Genomic DNA, 21,600 nt, shown 5'->3' on the forward strand with positions numbered 1-21,600 from the left:
AAAACAAAATAGGCTTATCATAATCTTTGCAAATTTGTTAAAATTAAAGCGTGCAGCTAATTGTCAATAATATTACTTAGGTTATTAATGAATCAATTTAAAAAAATAGCAACGCAGTTAATGTATTTGCCTTTAGCTTTATTCATTTTTATTACCGATGCTAAGTCGGCAACGCACTATGTCGTCGGCGTAGAGAATATAGAGTATCTACCTTACTTTGATGGTAGTGGAACAAATGGTGCAGATTATTATGGCTTCAGTCAAAAATTACTTACTTTGTTCGCCCAGCAGCACGATTTTGAATTTGAGTTTTACACGCTGCCAATTAATCGTCTTTATAAAGAATTTATTGATCACCATCATGTTGATTTTAAATATCCAGATAACCCTCAATGGAAACCAAGTTATAAAGCTTCCTTTGGTGATTTAAATGAAATTATTTATTCGCAGCCAACCGTTGTGACTAAAACGGGTATTGCGAGTTTAAATAAAAATATCACTATTGATGAATGCGTTAGTTTTGCAACGGTGAGAGGGTTTACGTCTCAAAGCTTTAAACCTTTAATGAATAACGAAAACGTTGAGCTAATTGAAACAGCTAACGTAATGGAATTAATAGAGATGCTTTTAAAAGAGCGAGTGGAGTGTATTTACATATCTAACGATGTATTAAATTATAATCTCCTAAAATACTTTAAATTAAACAGACCTGTTTATTTTCAAAACGAATTGCCGACAGATTTACAAGCCTTTTTATTATCGTCGATTGACTACCCTGACATAATCAAGAAATTTAATGCCTTCTTGATTTCACATAAAGTGCAAATAAGTAAATTAAAAAAAGAATATCAAATTAAGATTTAACTAAAAAAGCCCCGTAAGTTATAACTTACGGGGCTTTTAAAAGTATTAAACTTATATTGCATATCATGTGGTTTGCGCCAAAAATAAAAACAGTTCAAGCCAAGTCACCACCTAACTTGAACTGCTTTTTCACACTGACAACATCTTCACACACAATATAAAGATTCTGTTTACTACACGTTGGTAGCTTTTTATTACATATCATGTGGTTTGTGCCAAAAATAAAAACAGTTCAAGCCAAGTCACCACCTAACTTGAACCGCTTTTTCACACTGACAACATCTTCACACACAATATAAAGATTCTGTTTACTACGCTTTGGTAGCTTTGTATTACATATCATGTGGTTTGTGCCAAAAATAAAAACAGTTCAAGCCAAGTCACCACCTAACTTGAACCGCTTTTTCACACTGACAACATCTTCACACACAATATAAAGATTCTGTTTACTACACGTTGGTAGCTTTGTATTGCATACCATGTGGTTTGCACCAAAAATAAAAACAGTTCAAGCCAAGTCACCACCTAACTTGAACCGCTTTTTCACACTGACAACATCTTACACACACAATATAAGATTCTTTTCACTGCTACGTTTGAGTTACTAGAACTCTAAAGGTTGCATTTATTGCTCTTAAGAAACAATTTAACTAAGTTGTTTTGAGCTGATAAAGGAACTTTAATATTTAACTTTATTTTCGACAAACGATAAAAACAAAACCAATGAGTGAAAAAAATTAAACTATAGACTTTAGTCTAATGCATGGTGCTAAGTTTATGTATTTAATTAAAAAATATTATTAAAAATTGCAGAGAGATTTAGACGAGTTCAGTAATACAACACAGAGTAGGTTGTATTACTGAACTCGTCTAATAGGGGATTATTCTTGAATTTTTCTAAACGTATTTACAACCCACTTCGCAAATAAATCAAGCGGGTGATTAGGCGTGCTTGATTCGTGCTGCACTAAATAGTATTTATCTTTAGTTGTTAAAGGCTGTTCGAATAATTTGTAAAGCCATTGCTCATCTAGCCAGCTTTGGCTAATAGGCAGTGGGATAAGTGCAATGCCCATGCCTTGCTGCGCTGCACGCGCTACACCAAACATGCTATCTATTTGAATAATCTGCGAAGGAGAAAAATCATCAATCCCTGCTTTTTCGGCCCACTGATGCCAAGCCCAAGGGCGAGCTTTGTGCAAGATTAGCGGAACTTGGTTAAGGGCTTGACGATGATCGTCCCTCCACTGATCGAGCAATTTTTTATTACATGCAGGAATATATTCAAGGTTAAACAACTCAGTCGCTAACCCTTCAGTAGGTTTACCTGAGGACAATACAATAGATAAATCGCTATGACGCGTTAATTCTTTGCGTGTTTTAAGCGTGTCCATTTGCAGGTTTATATTAGGGTGTTCTGACGTCCACTCACTTAATTTAGGCATGAGTAATTCGCTGGCAAAAAATTCAGGCAGCGTAATCGTCAAATTTGTATTTTGCTGCATCTGACTAAACTCATTAATGGTGCTCTCTAACATTGTGATGATAGGAGACACAGCATCAAAAAAGTTTTTACCCGCTGTGGTTAAGCTAATTGAACGCGTTTTACGTTGAAAAAGCTCAATACCAAGTTGTTCTTCAAGTTGTTTTATTTGATGGCTTACCGCAGACGGCGTTAAGTACAGCTCATTAGCTGCATGCTTAAAACTTAGGCTTCTTGCGGCAAAGCAAAAAGAGCGAAGGCCACGAATAGGAGTTTGCATGTTTTCCAGAATTATTTAATTTATTGAGACGCCTTACTTAGGCAAAATTTGAACCAACTATTTAATCTTTAAATATCAGTAGGTTAAAAATAAAATTAACGCTAGTTCACAAAAAGGGTGCAGGCTATCCACAAAATAGTGCAAAGAATCTAAGCGCTTACATTTAATTTATATTTGTATTATAGATAAAATTTACTACAGATGTATGAATGACGGTAAAAATAATGACAAAAGATAAAAAAAATCCCTCTTGCGAGGGATTTTGGGTAACTCAGCGCCATTGGCACTGGGAATGAGGTCGGTACAGGGTAAAGCGTTATTTTAAGCTAAAGCCTAAAAAACCATTTCTGGAACTTCACCGTCAACAAGTAATTTACCTGCTGTTTTACTAATGATTTCATCAACAGATACGCCCGGAGCACGTTCTAATAGATGAAATGCGCCGTCTTTAACTTCTAATACGGCTAAATCTGTCACTATTTTTTTAACGCAATTAACGCCAGTAAGCGGTAAAGAGCAGGCTTCTAATAGTTTAGAGTCACCATGCTTACTTGCATGGGTCATAGTAACAATAATGTTTTTCGCGCCAGCGACTAAATCCATCGCGCCACCCATGCCTTTAATCAGCTTTTTAGGGATCATCCACGATGCGATGTTGCCATTCTGGTCAACTTCAAATGCACCCAGAACGGTTAAGTCTACATGACCACCCCGTATCATGGCAAAACTATCTGCACTATTAAATATGGCTGCACCAGTGGCTGCTGTCACGGTTTCTTTACCCGCGTTAATCATATCGGCGTCTAGCTCTGCTTTAGTCGGGTACGGGCCCATGCCTAAAAGGCCATTTTCGGACTGTAACATAACTTCAATATCATCTGGTACATAGTTTGCGACGAGTGTCGGAATTCCTATGCCCAAATTTACGTAGTAACCATCTTGAAGTTCTTGTGCAACGCGCATTGCAACTTGTTCACGTGATAATGCCATAATTTTGCTCCTGCTTAATCTCGTGTTGTTACACGTTCAATGCGTTTTTCAAAGCTGCCTTTAATAACGCGATTTACAAAAATACCCGGGGTATGAATTTGGCTTGGTTCAAGCTCACCCGGCTCTACAATTTCTTCTACTTCGGCAACGGTAATTTTGCCCGCTGTTGCCGCCATTGGATTAAAGTTCATGGCGGTGTGTCTAAACACTAAATTACCAAAGCGGTCGGCTTTCCACGCTTTAACAATAGCAAATTCACCCGTTATAGATTCTTCTAAAATATACGGGCGACCATTAAACTCTTTTACATCTTTGCCTTCAGCAACTGGAGTACCGTAACCGGTTGCGGTGTAAAACGCAGGTATACCCGCGCCACCAGCACGCATTTTTTCAGCTAGTGTACCTTGAGGCGTAAGCTCTACATCAATTTCGCCACTTAATAACTGCTGCTCGAATAGGGCATTTTCGCCAACGTACGAGGCAACTACTTTTTTAATTTGTTTGTCTTGTAATAAAATACCTAAACCAAAGTCATCAACACCACAGTTATTAGATACTACGGTTAAGTTTTTTGTTTGCATGTGCTTAATTTGTTTAATTAAGCCCTCAGGAATACCACATAAACCAAAACCACCGGCAATAATGGTATCGCCGTCTTTTAATCCTTCCATTGCAGCTTCGTAACTAGAAACTACCTTATCAAAACCGGCCATGAGTCTCTCCTCATTGTGTGCTATTTGTTGTTAACTATCTTTAATCATCATTTCATAAGATAGCTATTTAACCTGAACTCTGGTTAATAGATTTACTAACATATGAATCAGGGTGATATTTAAGTTTATTTTCTCTAGCCAGAGATTTTCAGTGAAAACAAGGCGAATTTACGCGTCAATAGCTGGCCTATTGCAAGTAAATTCAACGCAGTTAGTGCTGAAAATAGCTGCTCGAGATAGATTTATTATCCAGAGCTCAGGTTATTTTGTGTGCAGTGCCACAGATACTTTGCTCACAGGTTGCTTACCAAGTGCTTTGGTTATCTCCCAGCCAGCGTCACTTAACCTTTGTAAATCAATTGAGTGTTCAATGCCAAGCCCTTGCAGTAAGTAAACTACATCTTCGGTGGCAACATTTCCTGACGCCCCCTTAGCATAAGGACAGCCACCAAGGCCCGCAACTGCCGCGTCAACCGTTGCAATACCTAGGCTTAAAGCTGCGTAAATATTTGTGAGCGCTTGGCCGTATGTATCATGAAAATGCACGGCCAACTTGGCTTTATCAATGTGCGTTAAAAGTAACTCGATTAATTGCGTTACTTTTTTTGCGGTGCCAACACCTATGGTATCGCCAAGGCTTACTTCGTAACAGCCTAAATCTAATAGCTTTTGCGATACACTTAATACTGCTTGCGGGTCAATATCACCCTCATAGGGGCAACCGAGTACACAGCTTACATAACCACGTACACGAATATTATTAGCTTTAGCAAACGCCATTACTTCGCTAAAACGTTCAATACTTTCGTCTATTGAGCAGTTGATATTTTTTTGACAAAACGACTCACTCGCAGCTGTAAATATAGCAAACTCTTTAATACCAACAGCGTGCGCTGCTTGTGCACCTTTTAAGTTAGGTGTAAGGGCGCTTAAATTTACATTGGGTAAATCTAGCGCTGATATTACATCCGCTGAGTCTGCCATTTGTGGCACCCACTTAGGGGAAACAAACGCGCCAGCTTCAATATCTTTTAAGCCAGCAGCACTTAGGGCGTTAATAAGCGCTACTTTATCGGCTGTGCTTACTGTTTTTTCGTTTTGTAGGCCGTCTCGCGCGCCAACTTCAACAATACGTACTTTATTTGGAAAGGCACTCATTATGCACCTTCCTCTGTTGTATCTTCGACAATAGCAAGTAAGGCTCCATGCGTTACTAATTCGCCTTCACCAAAACAGTAGCTTCTTAAAATGCCGTCGTGTGGTGCGTTAAGCGTATATTCCATTTTCATGGCTTCGATAATAACAACCGCATCGCCTTTGGTAATTGTGCTACCAATGTCGATTAAGTGCTTAACTACTGTGCCATTAAGCGGCGCGGCAAGTGGCAAAGCTTCGCTTTCGTGCGAACTAATATAATGTTTATCAACTAGTTCAAGCTTAGTTTGCAGTGCTTTATTCATAACAGTGACAATATTGCCCGCAGTACTATTACCAACCGTAGTTACGTGCGCGCTATGTTTTTCACCATTAATAAATACAGTGCACAGATTATTATTTAATGTGCCTTGTAGTTTAAATACATGCTCGTTATGCGTAATACTATAGCCCGCTGTCGTTTTTATAGCGCTTAGCTGTAAATCGGCAAAAGGGACTTTAATTGCTTGTGGTGAATTGATTGTAAAACCACTCAGTTGTTGCCACGGGCTTGCACTGTTTTGCGCATTTTGGGTGTTAGTTAATGATTCTAAATACGCAAAAGCAGCAATAAGCTGGCTTGTTTGCAATAACGATTCGTCAACAGCAACTAACGAATCACCTTGCTCAGCAATAAAGTGTGTGCTTGGCGCACCTTGTTTAAAGGTAGGGTGGCTTGCTAAATTATGTAAAAAGCCAATGTTAGTGCTAAAACCCGCTAAATGAAATTGCTCAAGGGCTTGTTGTAAGCGGCTCAGTGCTTGTTCGCGATTGTCGTCATGCACAATAAGTTTTGCAATCATCGGATCATAAAATGGGCTAATTTCGTCGCCTTGTGCAATGCCTGTATCAATGCGTACAAATTCGCTGTTAAGGGGTGTGTGTAGTGCTTCAATAGTGCCCGAGCACGGGATAAAGTCGTTAGCTGGATCTTCTGCGTATATACGCGCTTCAAAGCTATGACCCTGCAATTGAATATCACTTTGTGTCATTGGCAATGTTTGCCCACCCGCAATATTTATTTGCCAATTGACTAAATCTACACCGGTTACCATTTCGGTCACTGGGTGTTCTACTTGAAGGCGCGTATTCATTTCCATAAAGAAAAATTCATCGCCACACAGTAAAAACTCAACCGTACCTGCGCCTCTATAATTTATAGCCAGTGCACAACGTACAGCCGCTTCGCCCATTTCTTTGCGTAGTTCGTCAGATAAACCCGGAGCAGGGGCTTCTTCAATTACTTTTTGATGACGACGTTGCAAAGAACAATCACGATCGCCTAAATAAACACAGTTACCGTAGTTATCTGCAAATACTTGCACTTCAACATGGCGAGGCTGGTTAACGTAGCGCTCAAGTAATACTAAATCGTTACCAAAACCGGCAATCGCTTCACGTTGCGCACCTTGTAGTGCGCTCATAAAGTCTTTTGCTTTTTGTACAACGCGCATACCTTTACCACCGCCACCAAAGGCGGCTTTAATTAGTACAGGGTAGCCAATTTTTTCAGCTTCACTTTGTAAAAAAGCAGGGTCTTGTTTATCACCATAATAACCAGGTACTAATGGCACATTAGCAGCTGCCATTATTTCTTTAGCGCGGGTTTTAGACCCCATTGCTTCAATACTGCTTGCTGGTGGCCCTATAAAAGCAATGTTATTAGCTTCGCAGGCTTTAGCAAATTCGCTGTTCTCAGATAAAAAACCATAGCCTGGGTGAATACAATCAGCGCCGCAGTCTTTGGCAACTTGTAAAATTTTGTCTGCTACTAAATACGAATCTTTACTTGGCGCGGCACCAATATGGTAAGCCTCGTCAGCCATTTTTACGTGCTGGGCATGTTTGTCTGCATCAGAGTATACCGCGACCGTGGTTAAGCCCATTTGTTTTGCGCTGCGCATTACACGGCACGCAATTTCTCCACGATTGGCAATCAGTATTTTTTGTAATCGTTGTGTGTTCATAATCAATCCTACAGTTGCCAAGCGGGTGAGCGTTTATCAAAAAAAGCACTTAGCCCTTCTTGACCTTCTTCAGATACGCGAATTTTTGCAATACGCTCAGCGGTAAGCTCAATGAGTTCATCGGTTATTGGTTTATTTGCTACATCGTTAATTAATGCTTTTGCGGCTTTTACTGCAACAGGTCCGTTATCAATCAGTGTTTGCAGCATATTATCGAGCGCACAGTCTAAATTACCGGTTACTTGATGAATTAAGCCAAGTTGCTTAGCAGTATGTGCATCAAACACTTCAGCCGTTAAAAAGTACCTGCGAGCAGCGCGCTCACCAATAGCTTTAATAACGTATGGACTAATAACCGCAGGAATAAGACCCAGCTTTACTTCGCTTAAACAGAATTGCGCATCGTCTTTACTAAGGGCTATGTCGCAACAGGCTATTAAGCCCAGAGCACCGCCAAAAGCGGCACCTTGCACAGCGCAAATTGTTGGGTGTGGTGAGCTTGCTAATACCTGCATTAATTTAGCTAATTGCATTGAATCAGCTAGATTATCGGCGTAGTTATTATTCGCCATCGATTTCATCCAGGCTAAATCGGCACCGGCTGAAAAGTGTTTACCTTCTGTTTTTAAAACCAAAGCACGAATATCAAGCGTATTTGCATGTTCAATACACTGGATCAGCTCATGTATTACTTCACTGTTAAATGCATTTCTTTTTTCTGGGCGACTTAACACAAGTACAGCCACATTAGATTTTGTTATTTGTAGTGTTACTGACATTTTGCGCTCCGGTTACATTCTAAATACGCCAAATTTCGAATCACGTTTTGGTGCGTTATTCGCAGCCGTTAACGCAAGCCCTAATACATTACGCGTGTCGGCAGGGTCTATAATGCCGTCATCCCACAAGCGTGCACTTGCGTAATACGGGTGACCTTGCTCTTCGTATTGATCAATAATTGGCTTTTTAAAATCACTGATTTCTTGCTCGCTCATGTTTTGGCCTTTACGTGCTAAACCATCTTGTTTAACTTGCGCCATTACACCCGCAGCTTGCTCGCCGCCCATGACAGAAATACGGGCATTAGGCCACATCCACATCATGGTGGGTTCAAATGCGCGGCCACACATTCCGTAGTTACCTGCGCCGTAAGAGCCGCCAATAAGTACAGTGAATTTAGGCACATCAGCACACGAAACCGCCATCACCATTTTAGCGCCGTGCTTTGCAATGCCTTCGGCTTCGTATTTTTTACCCACCATAAAGCCGGTAATATTTTGTAAAAACACTAAAGGAATATTGCGCTGAGCACACAGCTGAATAAAGTGCGCGCCTTTTTGCGCCGACTCACTAAATAAAATACCGTTATTAGCCACTATGCCAACCGGGTTGCCATAAATGCTGGCAAAACCGGTGACCAGCGTTTCACCAAAGTAACGTTTAAATTCATCAAATGATGAGTCATCTACAGTGCGCGCTATTACTTCGCGTACATCAAACGGCTTTTTAAGGTCGGTGCCTACAATGCCGTAAAGCTCGTTAATATCATAACGAGGTGGCTTTATATCCTCTAGAAGAGGGGCGGTCGGACGTGTGTAGTTAATGCGCTCAATACATTGGCGCGCAATAGACAGCGCATGAGCATCGTTTTCAGCGTAGTGATCGGCAACACCCGAAATTTTACAGTGCACATCGGCGCCGCCTAACTCTTCGGCGGTTACTTCTTCGCCGGTTGCTGCTTTTACAAGGGGCGGACCTGCTAAAAATATAGTGCCTTGATCTTTTACAATAATACTTTCATCTGCCATTGCAGGTACGTACGCACCACCTGCGGTACATAATCCCATTACCACGGCAATTTGTGGAATACCTTTGCCCGACATACGGGCTTGATTGTAAAAAATACGACCAAAATGCAGCTTATCTGGAAATACATCATCTTGCTCTGGCAGATTTGCACCGCCCGAATCCACCAAATAAATACACGGTAAGTGGCAGCGCTCTGCGATGTCTTGTGCGCGTAAATGCTTTTTAACGGTAAGCGGAAAATATGTACCGCCTTTAACCGTGGCATCGTTTGCAATAATCATGCATTCAACGCCTTTAACACGGCCAATACCGGCTACAACGCCTGCACAAGGTATTGCTTGTTCGTAAACACCAAAGGCAGCAAATTGCGAAATTTCTAAAAACGGTGAGCCTTCGTCAATTAATGTACTTATGCGGTCGCGTACAAATAATTTACCACGGCCTTCGTGGCGCTCCTTTAATGCAGCGCCTCCGCCTTGGCTAATTGTTGCTACTTTATCGCGTAAATCATCCACCAGCGCCGACATATTTTTATGGTTTTGCACAAACGTTGGATCGTGAGGATTAACGCTCGATTTTAAAATCGTCATGGTTTAATCCTTAACGGCTTTCAGTGAAAAGTTCGCGGCCAATGAGCATGCGGCGTATTTCTGATGTACCTGCACCAATTTCGTATAGTTTAGCGTCGCGCAGTAGGCGACCTGTTGCGTATTCGTTTATGTAGCCATTGCCACCTAAAATTTGAATCGCATCAAGTGCCATTTTAGTTGCAAGCTCTGCTGCGTATAAAATAGCACCGGCTGCATCTTTACGGGTGGTTTCGCCTCGGTCACACGCTTTAGCTACCGTGTATACGTATGAGCGCGCAGCATTCATTTGTGTATACATGTCGGCTACTTTGCCCTGAATTAACTGAAATTGACCAATAGGGGTATCAAACTGTTTACGCTCATGAATGTACGGTACAACTATGTCCATACACGCTTGCATTATGCCAAGCGGGCCCGCTGCAAGTACTACGCGTTCGTAATCAAGGCCACTCATAAGTACTTTAACGCCTTCGTTTAGGTTACCTAAAATGTTCTCCTGGGGTACTTCGCAGTTTTCAAATACTAGCTCACAGGTATTTGAGCCGCGCATGCCCAGTTTGTCGAGCTTTTGCGCTGTTGAAAAACCAGGAAAGTTACTTTCAACAATAAATGCGGTAATGCCTTTAGCGCCAGCGTTTAAATCTGTTTTAGCGTAAATAACGAGTGTGTGTGCGTCGGGACCATTAGTGATCCACATTTTATTGCCGTTTAAAATGTACTTATCGCCTTTTTTTTCGGCTTTGAGTTTCATCGATACAACGTCAGAGCCTGCATTAGGCTCGCTCATTGCAAGGGCACCAATGTGCTCGCCACTAATAAGCTTTGGTAAGTATTTTTCTTTTTGAGCTTGTGTGCCGTTACGGTTAATTTGATTAACGCACAGGTTTGAATGTGCTCCATAGCTTAACCCTATAGAGGCACTGGCACGGCTAATTTCTTCCATAGCAATAACATGTTCTAAGTAACCTAAACCGGCGCCGCCAAGTTCTTCAGATACGGTCATACCTAGTACGCCCATTTCGCCCATTTGAGTCCAAAGTTGATTTGGAAAAGCGTTATCTAAGTCCGTTTTTTCAGCAAGCGGGGCAATCTCCTGACTCGCAAAACTGTTTACGTGGTCGCGGATCATATCGGCGGTTTCGCCAAGGCCAAAGTTCATTTCTTTATATAGTGAAATAGTGCTCATGATTCATTCCTGTGTGACGTATGTGTTGTCAGTGTGTTTTTATTTAAAAAAAACTTATTCGTCTATTTTATTAAGCGTGTCTCTACAGCGGCGCTCGGCCGTCACCAACTCCATAAGAACAACTTTAATGTCGTCCATTTGTTGAGATAGGTCTGCTTTTTTTTCTGAAATAAGGTCAAGCATAGTAACCAACTGCTTAGCGCTTGATTTATCTGCGTCGTACAGTTCAAACAAACGACCGGTTTCGGCCAATGTAAAGCCAAGGCGCTTACCACGTAATATTAGTTTTAAACGCACTTTATCGCGTTTTGAATAAATACGGGTTTGACCATTACGCTCTGGAGTTATTAACCCTTGGTCTTCGTAAAAGCGAATAGAGCGGGTTGTAATGTCAAATTCTTTAGCGAGTTCGCTAATGCTAAATGTTTGTTCATTAGTGGCCGGCATTTTGGCTGAGCTTGCAAAGTTTGTTTGATTATCTGGTTTCATAATTGTATTTACCTCATTCGAATAACCCCAATATAAGTGAAGTTTACGTAAAGGTAAAGCTTGGTGTGATTTGAAACTATTTATAAAGGGATGTTTAAGCGAGGTGTTGATTTATGTTTTTAATATTCAATGGGTTATTTTTATTTCATCAGTGTAGTCTAACCGATGGAAAATAATCCTTACACTTATAAAACTAAAAATTAAGCTGTTTTTAGTTGACGTTGGCGTAAACGTTAGTATTGTGTAAGGGTATTAAATAATAAATGAATACTAAATTAATAGAGCAAATATACTAACAACTATTTGCGAATAAATACAATGGAGTTAGTTATGACTTTAGAATCAGTGGTAATTGTAGCAGCAAAACGCACCCCAATGGGTGGTTTTATGGGAGCGTTAAGTGATGCGCAGTCTACCGAACTTGGCGCTACCGCCATTGCAAGCGCACTTGCACAAACTGGTTTAGCTAATGATGCAATAGACGAAGTAATTATGGGCTGCGTATTACCAGCAGGCCTTGGACAAGCACCCGCACGCCAAGCAATGTTAAAAGCAGGCCTTGCACTTAGCACTGGCGCTACAACAATTAATAAAGTATGTGGCTCTGGTTTAAAAGCGGCCATGCTTGCAAACGATTTAATTAAAGCAGGCTCTATTCAATCTGCTATTGCCGGTGGCATGGAAAGCATGACAAACGCACCGTACTTTATTCCAAAAGCGCGTGGTGGAATGCGTATGGGACATGGCGAAATAAAAGATCACATGATGAGCGATGGCCTTGAAGATGCTTACGACAACAAAGCTATGGGTTGTTTTGCACAAGACACCGCCGATGAATACGGCATTGGCCGCGAGCAAATGGATGCGTTTGCATTAGGCTCATTAAGTAAAGCTAAAGCCGCGATACAAAATGGTAGCTTTGATAACGAAGTTGCACCCCATACAATGCAAACACGCAAAGGCGATGTAACAGTATCGATTGATGAGCAACCAGGCAACGCCCGCCCAGAGAAAATTCCTACCTTACGTGCTGCTTTTAAAAAAGACGGCACTATTACAGCCGCTAATTCATCGTCAATTTCAGACGGTGGCGCAGCGCTTATATTAATGAGCGAATCAAAAGCAAAAGAGCAAGGGTTAACACCGCTTTGTAAAATTGTGGCGCACAGCACGCATTCTCAAAAACCAAGTGAATTTACAGTAGCGCCAGTAGGGGCTATGAACAGCGTGCTTGAAAAAGCAGGTTGGGCTGTAAACGATGTTGACCTTTGGGAAATTAACGAAGCATTTGCCATGGTAACCATGCTGGCTATTAATGAGTTAAAACTTGATGAAAGCAAAGTAAACGTTAACGGCGGTGCATGTGCACTTGGCCACCCAATTGGTGCAAGCGGCGCGCGTATTTTAGTAACGCTGATTCATGCCCTTAAAAACCGAGGTCTTAAAAAAGGCATTGCGTCTTTATGTATTGGTGGCGGTGAAGCGGTTGCTATGGCCGTAGAAGCGTATTAACTAGGTATTAAATAGTTATAAGAAAGCTGTACGAATAACTACAAAAGCGCTGCACTAATAATGCTAACAAAGCGGCGCTACCAATTTTAAAGAGAACACACAACTCACACACTAGGATTTAATCATGCACCAAGTACCACTACTTATTAATGGCGAATTTATTCAATCAGCATCAAAAGAGCTTATCGATGTTATAAACCCAGCAACTCAAGAAGTACTTGCACAAGTGCCATGTACCACAGAATCAGAAATGGACGCGGCAATTGCCTCAGCTTCTGAGACGTTTAAAACATGGAAAGACGTACCTATTACTGAACGTGCTCGCATTATGATGAAGTACGCTGCGCTATTAAAAGAACATCACGATGAGCTTGCTACCATTATTTGCCATGAATTGGGTAAAACGTTTGAAGATGCAAAAGGCGATGTTTGGCGCGGTATTGAAGTAGTAGAACAAGCCGCTAACGCTCCATCATTAATGATGGGTGAAACAATGGAGAACGTAGCGCGCAAAATAGATACGTATTCTTACATGCAGCCACTTGGCGTGTGTGCGGGCGTAACACCATTTAACTTCCCTGCAATGATCCCCCTTTGGATGTTCCCGCTGGCTATTGTGTGTGGTAACACCTTTATTTTAAAACCGTCTGAGCAAGATCCACTTACACCAATGCGCTTAGCAGAGCTATTTATTGAAGCCGGTGCACCAAAAGGCGTATTACAAGTTGTTCACGGTACAAAACCACAAGTAGACCGCTTACTAGAAGATAAAGCAGTACGCGCTATTTCGTTTGTAGGCTCGTGTGGTGTAGGTGCTTATATTTATTCTAAAGGCACACAAAACCTTAAACGTGTGCAAGCGTGTGTTGGCGCTAAAAACCACATGGTTATTATGCCTGATGCAAGTAAATCGCACGTTGTAAACAACCTAGTAGGCGCATCTGTCGGTGCTGCTGGCCAGCGCTGTATGGGTATTTCTGTTGCTGTATTTGTAGGTCAAGCAAGTCAGTGGGTAGATGAAATTAAAGCAGGCTTTGAAAATGTACGCCCAGGCGTGTGGGATGATGCAAACGCGGCATACGGTCCACAAACATCAAAAGCAGCAAAGGCACGTATTTTATCACTCATTGCTGGTGGTAAAGAGCAAGGCGCTACCTGTTTAATTGATGGTTCTGACTTTACGGTTGAAGGGTATGAGCAAGGTAACTGGGTTGGCCCAACGTTATTTACCGATGTAACCAAAGAGATGGATTTATACAAAGAAGAAATATTTGGTCCAGTACTAGCGTGTATGTTTGTAGACACGCTTGAAGAGGCAATCGCCCTTATTAACGACAGCCCTTACGGTAACGGTACCTCGTTATTCACGTCAAGCGGCGCAGTGGCTCGTAAATTCCAACACGAAATTGAAGTAGGCCAAGTAGGTATTAATGTGCCAATTCCGGTGCCACTTCCTTTCTTTTCGTTCACTGGTTGGAAAGGCTCGTTTTACGGCGATACTCACACGTACGGTAAGCAAGGTATTCGCTTTTACACAGAAACTAAAACAATTACATCACGTTGGTTTGAAGACGACATTGCGTCGGGTCCAAATATGAGCATTAACTTAAAATAATCGTAATTAAAAAATGAGTAAATAAAAGAATAATTAATAATAAAGATGGGCGCGAAGGCTACTTCACACACAACACACATAAGCCTTCGCCGCTCGTCACGAACGACTCCCGTGACGGGAAACGCTAACAACACAACTTACACAATTAAAGAGATCTACCATGGACTTTAACTTATCTGAAGATCAACAAGCCTTTGCGCAAACAGCACGCCAATTTGCTGAGTCAGAACTCGCACCTTATGCAGCAAAATGGGACCGCGAACATATTTTCCCTAAAGACACGATTAAAGCGGCAGGCGAGCTTGGTTTTTGTGGTTTATACACGCCAGAGGAAGCAGGCGGCCTTGGTTTATCTCGTTTAGATTCGAGCATTATTTTTGAACAACTTGCTATGGGCTGTACAGCAACAACGGCCATGTTAACCATTCATAATATGGCTACCTGGATGGTAGCAAGTTTTGGTACCGATGCCGTTAAAGACAAATACGTAGAGCAATTAGTCATGGGCGAGTTACTTGCCTCTTACTGTTTAACAGAGCCAGGCTCGGGCTCAGATGCCGCATCACTTAAAACCAAAGCAGTGCTTGAGGGTGATGAGTACGTTATTAACGGCTCAAAAATGTTTATATCGGGCGCTGGCGAAACCGAAGTATTAGTGGTAATGGCACGTACAGGCGGCGAAGGCGCTGCGGGTATTTCGGCATTTGTAGTGCCTGCCGACGCAAAAGGCGTTGAATACGGTAAAGCAGAAGAAAAAATGGGTTGGAACGCACAACCAACACGGCTAATTAGCTTTGAAGATGTACGCATTCCTGCGCATAACTTATTAGGCGCAGAGGGAGAAGGCTTTAAATTTGCGATGCAAGGCCTAGATGGCGGCCGAATTAACATTGCCACATGTTCAATTGGTACAGCGCAAGCGGCGCTTAATACAGCCCGTGAATATTTAAAAGAACGTACACAATTTGGTAAGCCATTGGCTGCGTTTCAAGCATTGCAATTTAAAATTGCCGATATGAACACCGAACTTGTAGCTGCGCGCCAAATGGTTAGGCTTGCTGCATTTAAACTTGATAATAACGACGTTGAAAAAACCACTTACTGCGCCATGGCTAAACGCTTTGCTACCGATGTTGGCTTTACTGTGTGTAACGACGCACTGCAAATTCATGGTGGTTACGGTTACATAAAAGAATACCCGCTTGAGCGCCATGTACGTGATGTACGCGTTCATCAAATTTTAGAGGGCACTAACGAAATTATGCGTGTAATTATTGCGCGCCGAATTCTAGCTGAGTCTGCAAGCGACGTTTTATAAGGAGCAATGTATGTCAGAATCTAAATCTAATCCGAGTATTGAACTAACAACCGAAGGTCATGTTGCAATTTTAACTATGTCTAATCCGCCAGCAAACACCTGGACAAAAGACACATTAATTGATTTAAAAAATACCGTTAACGCGCTTAATAACAATAAAAATATTTATGCATTAGTACTGACTGGTGAAGGCGAGAAGTTTTTTAGCGCAGGTGCCGACCTAAACGTATTTGCTGGTGGCGATAAAGGCGTAGCCGCCGATATGTCGTGTGTATTTGGTGAAGCGTTTGAAGCGCTTACTAATTTTAGAGGCGTGTCGGTTGCAGCCATTAATGGCTATGCAATGGGCGGCGGGCTAGAAGTGGCGCTTGCGTGCGATATACGTATAGCTGAAGAGCAAGCACAAATGGCGCTCCCTGAAGCTAAAGTTGGCTTATTACCCTGTGCGGGTGGTACACAAAATTTAGCATGGCTTGTAGGCGAAGGCTGGGCAAAACGCATGATTTTATGCGGCGAGCGCTTAAAAGCCGATAAAGCCCTACAAATTGGCTTAGTAGAAGAAGTAGTACCACACGGTGAAAGCTTTGCAGCGGCATTAAAACTTGCAAACCAAGTGGCCGATCAAAGCCCTACCTCAGTTGCTGCGTGTAAAACATTGATTCAAAAGGGGCGTCATCAACCCATGGCAAGTGTATTGCCTCTTGAGCGTGAATTGTTTGTTGGATTGTTTGATACCGAGGATCAACAAGAAGGCGTAAATGCCTTTTTAGAAAAACGCCGCGCTAACTGGGTAAACGGCTAATGAGTGCTTTAACATTATTAAATAGCGCCGATGAGCCCGTGGTATTTGAAACTGCAGCCGCAGAAAATGGCAGTTTAATTGGGCTTATTACACTCAATGCGCCTAAAGCCTTAAATGCACTTAATTTTGAGATGATCAAATTACTTGAGCCGCAATTGCGAGCTTGGCAAGACGATGATGCTATTGCAATGGTGTTGTTAAAAGGCGCAGGCGATAAAGCATTTTGTGCAGGCGGCGATGTTGTAAGCCTTCATCATGCAATGGCGCAGGGTAAACCAACAAGCTTAGTTGAAAAGTTTTTTACGCTTGAGTACAAGCTTGATTATCTTATTCATACCTTTGATAAACCTATCCTCGTTTGGGGTAACGGCATAGTAATGGGCGGCGGTTTAGGGCTAATGGCCGGTGCTAGCCACCGCGTTGTTACTGAAACATCACGCATTGCCATGCCAGAGCAAACCATAGGTTTATACCCTGATGTAGGCGGCAGTTACTTTTTACATAAAATGCCACAAAGTGTGGGGCTATTTTTAGGGCTAACGTCGGCATCAATTAACTGTGACGACGCGCGTTTTGTATCGCTTGCCGATCACTTTATCGATAGTAATAAATATGATGCCATGCTTGCGCAAATTTTAACTGCAAAGTGGGGCAAAACTGCGAGCTTAAATCATGAGCGTTTAACTAAGTTATTAACCGATTTAGACAACCAATCTGCGCGTATGCCTAAAGGCAATATAAAAGCTAACCTAAAAACGATTCAAAAACTGGGTGAGTTTAAAACCTTGCAAGAGCAGGTTAATTATATTTTAGGGCTAACCACTAATGACAAGTGGCTACAACGCGCTCAAAAATCACTTAAACACGGATGCCCACTAAGCTGCGCGCTCGTTAGTGAGCAATTAAAAACAAGTAAAGGCAAAAGCTTATTAGCGTGTTTTAAAATGGAGCTGGGTATGTCGGTGCGCGCTGGCGAAGTAGGTGAATTTCAAGAAGGCGTAAGAGCGTTATTAATAGATAAAGACGGCGCGCCTAATTGGCAGTACAAAACACTTAGTGATGTCCCACAAACAATAATCGACAGCTTTTTTGCTAATCGCTTTGGCGAAAACCACCCTCTCAATGGCTTAGACACGCCATCACACAAATAAAGGAAAGACGATGACTAAACTCAATATTGGTTTTATCGGCTTAGGTAATATGGGCGGCCCAATGGCGGCTAACTTAATTAAAGCAGGCCATACTGTTAGCGTGTTTGATTTAAACCAGTCGGTCGTAAATGAGCTTGCAAGTAAAGGCGCAAAAGCAGCAGTTGATGCACAGCAGTGCGCAACTAATGCTGACGTACTTATTAGTATGTTACCTGCGGGCAAACATGTTAAGTCGCTTTACTTAGGTAATAACGACGACAGCGGTTTAATTAACGGGCTGAGCAACAATACATTAGTAATTGATTGCTCAACAATAGATGCAGAATCAGCACGTATTGTAGGCAGTACACTTGGTAAACAAGGCATAAGCTTCGTTGATGCACCGGTATCGGGCGGCGTTGCAGGCGCAACTGCTGGCACTCTTACCTTTATTGTAGGTGGCGAAAAAGCAGCGTTCGATAAAGCAAATACAGTGCTTAGTGATATGGGTAAAAACATATTTCATGCAGGCGATATTGGCGCAGGGCAAGTAGCAAAAATATGTAATAACATGCTACTTAGCATTTTAATGGCAGGTACCAGCGAAGCACTGCAAATGGGTATTAACAACGGCCTCGATCCTAAAGTACTTAGCGACATTATGACCGCAAGTTCGGGCCGTAACTGGACGCTTGAACTTTACAACCCTTGCCCAGGTGTAATGGATGCAGCCCCTGCAAGTAACGATTACAAACCTGGCTTTATGGTCGATTTAATGGCTAAAGATTTAGGCCTTGCTATGGAAGCCGCGCAGCAAAGTAATTCATCAACCCCTATGGGTTCAATGGCTAAAAATTTATACACTATGCTACAGCACCAAGGTGCGGGTAGTGATGACTTTAGTGCCATTTTTAAACTGTTTTCAAAGTAGGAGCAACGCGTGGAGATTAAAAATAACACGGTAGTAATAACCGGTGGCGCACAAGGTTTAGGCTTTGCAATGGCGCAAAAGTTTGCACTTATGGGTGCTAACATTGCTTTAATAGATATGGCGCAAGACTTATTAAACACAGCATGCGAGCAATTAACGCAGCTTGAAGGTGTAACTAGCAATATCAAAGGTTATGCCGCAAACGTAACAAATGAGAGCGAAGTAGAAAACGTATTTAATACTATTAACAGCGATTTTGGCCACATTGGTGTGCTTATAAACAACGCCGGTATTTTACGCGACGGCATGTTTATAAAGGCTAAAGACGGCAAAGTCATTAAAAAAATGTCTCTTGAGCAATTTCAATCCGTGATTGATGTAAACCTGACGGGTGTGTTTTTAGCAGGGCGGGAAGCTGCAAGCCACATGATTGAATCAGGCAAAGGCGGCGTAATCGTTAATATGTCGAGCGTAGCGCGCGCAGGTAACATAGGTCAAACAAACTACGCGGCATCAAAAGCAGGCGTAGTGGCACTTACCACCACATGGGCTAAAGAACTTGGCCGTTTTGGTATACGTGTAGGCGCTATTGCACCAGGTGTAATAAGTACCGCCATGACCGACGCCATGAAGCCCGAAGCCAAAGAGCGTATGCTCGCAGTAACGCCAGTAGGGCGCTTAGGCGAAAGCGACGAAATTGCCCATACTGCACAATACATAATCGAAAACGACTTTTTTACCGGTCGCGTGGTAGAAATAGACGGCGGAATTCGTTTGTAAAGCGAGCTAGATTAAGATTGGTTTAAAAAGCATGGCGCTTGTGGGCTGTGCTTTTTTGTTTTAAATCGGGGAGTTTATAATCTTGAAAAAGGCTAATAACGGCGTTGGCAATTTGTTGTAAAACATGGGTAGTATACCCGCTGAATTAAAACGTAGAACATTCTAGCGTTCCAATTAACTGCGTTAAAAACTTCTCATATAGATAAACTATATAACCCAAATTTTGCCTTGTTACTGAGATATTTATAATCTTGAAAACGGGCTAATAACCCCGTTGGCACCTTGTTGTAGTACATGGGATATTTGTGTGGTACGCACGTCACTGTGACCTAATTGTGTTTGTACTGTACGTATATCAGCGCCGCTTTGCAGTAAATGCGTAGCGAAAGAGTGGCGTAAAGTATGTGGCGTAACATGTTTGTTAATATGTGCATCAAAAGCGGCTTTTTTAACAGCGCGTTGTAATTGTTTTTCATCGATATGATGACGTCTTAATTGCTTACTCTCAGGATCAATGCTTAATTTATGTGATGAAAATAAATATTGCCAGCCCAGCTGTCTATTGTGGTTTGGATATTTTTTACGTAATAAATGAGGCATGTAAGCGCCGCTATACAAGGGGTTTTTCAGATCTAATTGCAGGTAACTATCAACTAATTGTATTTGAGAACGTAATTGCGGTGTGAGCTCTACGGCAAGGGTTACAACACGATTTTTGCCTCCTTTGCCATCCCAAATTCGAATGCAGTTATAGTCAAAGTCAATATCGTGTACCCGTAAACGCAGTACCTCCATTAATCGCATACCACTGCCATAAAGTAATCCACAGGGTAAATAATGCTTTGCAGAGCACACTTTAAAAAAATTATTTATTTCTTGCTGCGTTAAAACTACCGGTAGTTTAGTTGCTCGTTTGCTCTTAATAAAACTTAATGATAATGAAAGTGGCTTTTTAATCACTTCTTTAAATAAAAAGCTCAACGCATTTAAGGCTTGTGTTTGAGTGTTAGGAGCAACATTTTGTTGATTGACTAAGTAATTTAAAAAAAGTTCGACCTCATTATCTCCCATCGTTGTTGGGTGCCTCATAGAGTTAAATCGAATAAACGAAGCTATCCAGTATAAATACGCTTTAATAGTACTTTTAGCATAACGCTTTAGATACATTTGTTCGGCTATCATAGTTAAAAAAGGTGATTTCATGATATGAATCTCTAGTAAAAGTTAACTGTATATATAGACAGTGCTTGTTGTTTTGTCCAATATTACTGATCTCCACCATTTCGGTGTATTTGTGCATTGATTAAAAATAATTTCCAGTTAACTAATTGTTTACAGTTGTTTATTTGATGGTTAAGATAAATGCACTGTAAGATATGGACATTTGTCGGTTTATAAAACGACAAATGTCGTAGACAAAGTTGTTATGTACTAAGGAGTATTTGTGGAAAATAAAATCACATTGGATAAAGTTTTTTGTCAGGAAGACATCCACCGTTTTTTTCTTAAAACAAGTGTTGTAGTTGCAGCATTTCTAGTAACTTCGATATTGTCACAGCTATTTAGCTTAGCTTCAAATGAAAACAAGGTTTATGAAAGTAAATCTGTGGCACAAGCAGAAGTTGATTATTACAAAAGTCAAAAAAATCTTAAACAGGAAGACCAACTGAAGTTAATTGTTTCTCAAGCAAAGTTAAATTCAGCAAATAAGGCAGTTGAAACTAATGAGTCAATGTTAAACCTTAATAAGTCTATTACTGACTTATGTATGCTTATATCACCTGGATTTTTTCTAATAGGTATATTTTTCTGGTTAATGCATTTGCCTTATATCCAGACAGGTTCAGAAACGAGTGTCAATCAGGCTAACGAAGAAACTGATCAAAGTCCTCCAGAGCAAAATCAAGAGCAAGCTTCTGTTCAGCAAGCTAGCGAAAGTACATAACA

General features: G+C 41.4%; 19 protein-coding genes. 9 read left to right on the forward strand and 10 right to left on the reverse strand.

The annotated features are described in order from the left end of the window. Positions 1–87: 87 nt before the first annotated feature. Positions 88–864 carry an amino acid ABC transporter substrate-binding protein gene (locus tag H5087_RS15445; protein ID WP_182672617.1) on the forward strand — a complete coding sequence of 259 codons (777 nt, stop codon included), beginning with the start codon at positions 88–90 and terminating at the stop codon, positions 862–864. Between the two features lie 881 nt (positions 865–1,745). Here H5087_RS15445 and H5087_RS15450 read toward each other — a convergent pair. The 9 genes from H5087_RS15450 to H5087_RS15490 all read right to left on the reverse strand — a co-directional run bounded on the left by H5087_RS15450 (position 1,746) and on the right by H5087_RS15490 (position 11,565). Beyond that, a complete protein-coding gene (locus tag H5087_RS15450; protein ID WP_002961883.1) occupies positions 1,746–2,627 on the reverse strand; it encodes a LysR family transcriptional regulator in 882 nt (293 codons plus the stop codon). A gap of 333 nt (positions 2,628–2,960) precedes the next feature. Beyond that, on the reverse strand, positions 2,961–3,617 hold the full coding sequence (locus H5087_RS15455; RefSeq protein WP_039489749.1) for a CoA transferase subunit B: 657 nt from the start codon (positions 3,615–3,617) through the stop codon (positions 2,961–2,963). A gap of 14 nt (positions 3,618–3,631) precedes the next feature. After that, positions 3,632–4,330, reverse strand: a complete 699-nt coding sequence (locus tag H5087_RS15460) for a CoA transferase subunit A (protein ID WP_008135270.1) — start codon at positions 4,328–4,330, stop codon at positions 3,632–3,634. Between the two features lie 261 nt (positions 4,331–4,591). Beyond that, a complete protein-coding gene (locus H5087_RS15465) occupies positions 4,592–5,488 on the reverse strand; it encodes a hydroxymethylglutaryl-CoA lyase (RefSeq protein WP_165723427.1) in 897 nt (298 codons plus the stop codon). Then, entirely contained in the window at positions 5,488–7,491 is a 2,004-nt protein-coding gene (locus H5087_RS15470) for an acetyl/propionyl/methylcrotonyl-CoA carboxylase subunit alpha (protein ID WP_182672618.1), read from the reverse strand. The genes H5087_RS15465 and H5087_RS15470 overlap by 1 nt, the downstream gene beginning before the upstream one ends. An 8-nt stretch (positions 7,492–7,499) precedes the next feature. Next, on the reverse strand, positions 7,500–8,270 hold the full coding sequence (locus tag H5087_RS15475) for an enoyl-CoA hydratase/isomerase family protein (RefSeq protein ID WP_182672619.1): 771 nt from the start codon (positions 8,268–8,270) through the stop codon (positions 7,500–7,502). Between the two features lie 12 nt (positions 8,271–8,282). Next, positions 8,283–9,890: a carboxyl transferase domain-containing protein gene (locus H5087_RS15480; protein WP_182672620.1), complete on the reverse strand. Its 1,608-nt coding sequence runs from the start codon at positions 9,888–9,890 to the stop codon at positions 8,283–8,285. A 10-nt stretch (positions 9,891–9,900) separates the two neighbouring features. Further along, complete coding sequence (locus tag H5087_RS15485; protein WP_024604001.1) at positions 9,901–11,076, reverse strand: isovaleryl-CoA dehydrogenase; 1,176 nt, start codon at positions 11,074–11,076, stop codon at positions 9,901–9,903. A gap of 54 nt (positions 11,077–11,130) precedes the next feature. Continuing rightward, complete coding sequence (locus H5087_RS15490) at positions 11,131–11,565, reverse strand: MerR family DNA-binding transcriptional regulator (protein ID WP_182672621.1); 435 nt, start codon at positions 11,563–11,565, stop codon at positions 11,131–11,133. A 330-nt stretch (positions 11,566–11,895) separates the two neighbouring features. Between H5087_RS15490 and H5087_RS15495 the strand changes: the two genes are divergently transcribed. The 7 genes from H5087_RS15495 to H5087_RS15525 all read left to right on the forward strand — a co-directional run bounded on the left by H5087_RS15495 (position 11,896) and on the right by H5087_RS15525 (position 19,653). Then, positions 11,896–13,077 (forward strand): acetyl-CoA C-acyltransferase, encoded by a 1,182-nt coding sequence (locus tag H5087_RS15495; RefSeq protein WP_008135263.1) that lies wholly within the window; start codon positions 11,896–11,898, stop codon positions 13,075–13,077. Between the two features lie 124 nt (positions 13,078–13,201). Next, the gene (locus H5087_RS15500; protein ID WP_024604003.1) at positions 13,202–14,692 is read left to right on the forward strand and encodes a CoA-acylating methylmalonate-semialdehyde dehydrogenase; all 1,491 of its coding nucleotides are present in this window, start codon (positions 13,202–13,204) and stop codon (positions 14,690–14,692) included. 160 nt (positions 14,693–14,852) lie between these two features. Further along, positions 14,853–16,010, forward strand: a complete 1,158-nt coding sequence (locus H5087_RS15505) for an acyl-CoA dehydrogenase family protein (RefSeq protein WP_010552837.1) — start codon at positions 14,853–14,855, stop codon at positions 16,008–16,010. Positions 16,011–16,020: 10 nt separating this feature from the next. Next, positions 16,021–16,812: an enoyl-CoA hydratase gene (locus tag H5087_RS15510; RefSeq protein ID WP_182672622.1), complete on the forward strand. Its 792-nt coding sequence runs from the start codon at positions 16,021–16,023 to the stop codon at positions 16,810–16,812. Continuing rightward, the gene (locus H5087_RS15515; protein WP_182672623.1) at positions 16,812–17,963 is read left to right on the forward strand and encodes an enoyl-CoA hydratase/isomerase family protein; all 1,152 of its coding nucleotides are present in this window, start codon (positions 16,812–16,814) and stop codon (positions 17,961–17,963) included. The genes H5087_RS15510 and H5087_RS15515 overlap by 1 nt, the downstream gene beginning before the upstream one ends. Positions 17,964–17,973: 10 nt before the next feature. Next, entirely contained in the window at positions 17,974–18,873 is a 900-nt protein-coding gene (mmsB, locus tag H5087_RS15520) for a 3-hydroxyisobutyrate dehydrogenase (protein ID WP_182672624.1), read from the forward strand. 9 nt (positions 18,874–18,882) lie between these two features. Further along, positions 18,883–19,653, forward strand: a complete 771-nt coding sequence (locus H5087_RS15525; protein WP_182672625.1) for an SDR family oxidoreductase — start codon at positions 18,883–18,885, stop codon at positions 19,651–19,653. A gap of 243 nt (positions 19,654–19,896) precedes the next feature. On the opposite strand, the gene H5087_RS15530 is transcribed toward H5087_RS15525, so the two are convergent. Beyond that, positions 19,897–20,856 (reverse strand): integron integrase, encoded by a 960-nt coding sequence (locus H5087_RS15530; RefSeq protein ID WP_182672626.1) that lies wholly within the window; start codon positions 20,854–20,856, stop codon positions 19,897–19,899. 241 nt (positions 20,857–21,097) lie between these two features. Here H5087_RS15530 and H5087_RS15535 point away from each other — a divergent pair, with 241 nt between their 5' ends. Further along, entirely contained in the window at positions 21,098–21,598 is a 501-nt protein-coding gene (locus H5087_RS15535) for a hypothetical protein (protein ID WP_182672627.1), read from the forward strand. The last annotated feature ends 2 nt before the right edge of the window (positions 21,599–21,600 follow it).

The sequence above is a fragment of the Pseudoalteromonas sp. SR43-7 genome, from assembly GCF_014163785.1.
Lineage (GTDB): Bacteria > Pseudomonadota > Gammaproteobacteria > Enterobacterales > Alteromonadaceae > Pseudoalteromonas > Pseudoalteromonas distincta.

Excerpts from the sequence above, each read along its gene's own strand:
- mmsB (WP_182672624.1), top strand. The coding sequence starts at position 17,974 with ATGACTAAACTCAATATTGGTTTTATCGGCTTAGGTAATATGGGCGGC.
- H5087_RS15510 (WP_182672622.1), top strand. The coding sequence starts at position 16,021 with ATGTCAGAATCTAAATCTAATCCGAGTATTGAACTAACAACCGAAGGT.
- H5087_RS15480 (WP_182672620.1), bottom strand. The coding sequence starts at position 9,890 with ATGACGATTTTAAAATCGAGCGTTAATCCTCACGATCCAACGTTTGTG.
- H5087_RS15500 (WP_024604003.1), top strand. The coding sequence starts at position 13,202 with ATGCACCAAGTACCACTACTTATTAATGGCGAATTTATTCAATCAGCA.
- H5087_RS15465 (WP_165723427.1), bottom strand. The coding sequence starts at position 5,488 with ATGAGTGCCTTTCCAAATAAAGTACGTATTGTTGAAGTTGGCGCGCGA.
- H5087_RS15455 (WP_039489749.1), bottom strand. The coding sequence starts at position 3,617 with ATGGCATTATCACGTGAACAAGTTGCAATGCGCGTTGCACAAGAACTT.
- H5087_RS15450 (WP_002961883.1), bottom strand. The coding sequence starts at position 2,627 with ATGCAAACTCCTATTCGTGGCCTTCGCTCTTTTTGCTTTGCCGCAAGA.
- H5087_RS15475 (WP_182672619.1), bottom strand. The coding sequence starts at position 8,270 with ATGTCAGTAACACTACAAATAACAAAATCTAATGTGGCTGTACTTGTG.
- H5087_RS15495 (WP_008135263.1), top strand. The coding sequence starts at position 11,896 with ATGACTTTAGAATCAGTGGTAATTGTAGCAGCAAAACGCACCCCAATG.
- H5087_RS15485 (WP_024604001.1), bottom strand. The coding sequence starts at position 11,076 with ATGAGCACTATTTCACTATATAAAGAAATGAACTTTGGCCTTGGCGAA.
- H5087_RS15460 (WP_008135270.1), bottom strand. The coding sequence starts at position 4,330 with ATGGCCGGTTTTGATAAGGTAGTTTCTAGTTACGAAGCTGCAATGGAA.
- H5087_RS15515 (WP_182672623.1), top strand. The coding sequence starts at position 16,812 with ATGAGTGCTTTAACATTATTAAATAGCGCCGATGAGCCCGTGGTATTT.
- H5087_RS15490 (WP_182672621.1), bottom strand. The coding sequence starts at position 11,565 with ATGAAACCAGATAATCAAACAAACTTTGCAAGCTCAGCCAAAATGCCG.
- H5087_RS15445 (WP_182672617.1), top strand. The coding sequence starts at position 88 with ATGAATCAATTTAAAAAAATAGCAACGCAGTTAATGTATTTGCCTTTA.
- H5087_RS15470 (WP_182672618.1), bottom strand. The coding sequence starts at position 7,491 with ATGAACACACAACGATTACAAAAAATACTGATTGCCAATCGTGGAGAA.
- H5087_RS15530 (WP_182672626.1), bottom strand. The coding sequence starts at position 20,856 with ATGAAATCACCTTTTTTAACTATGATAGCCGAACAAATGTATCTAAAG.
- H5087_RS15505 (WP_010552837.1), top strand. The coding sequence starts at position 14,853 with ATGGACTTTAACTTATCTGAAGATCAACAAGCCTTTGCGCAAACAGCA.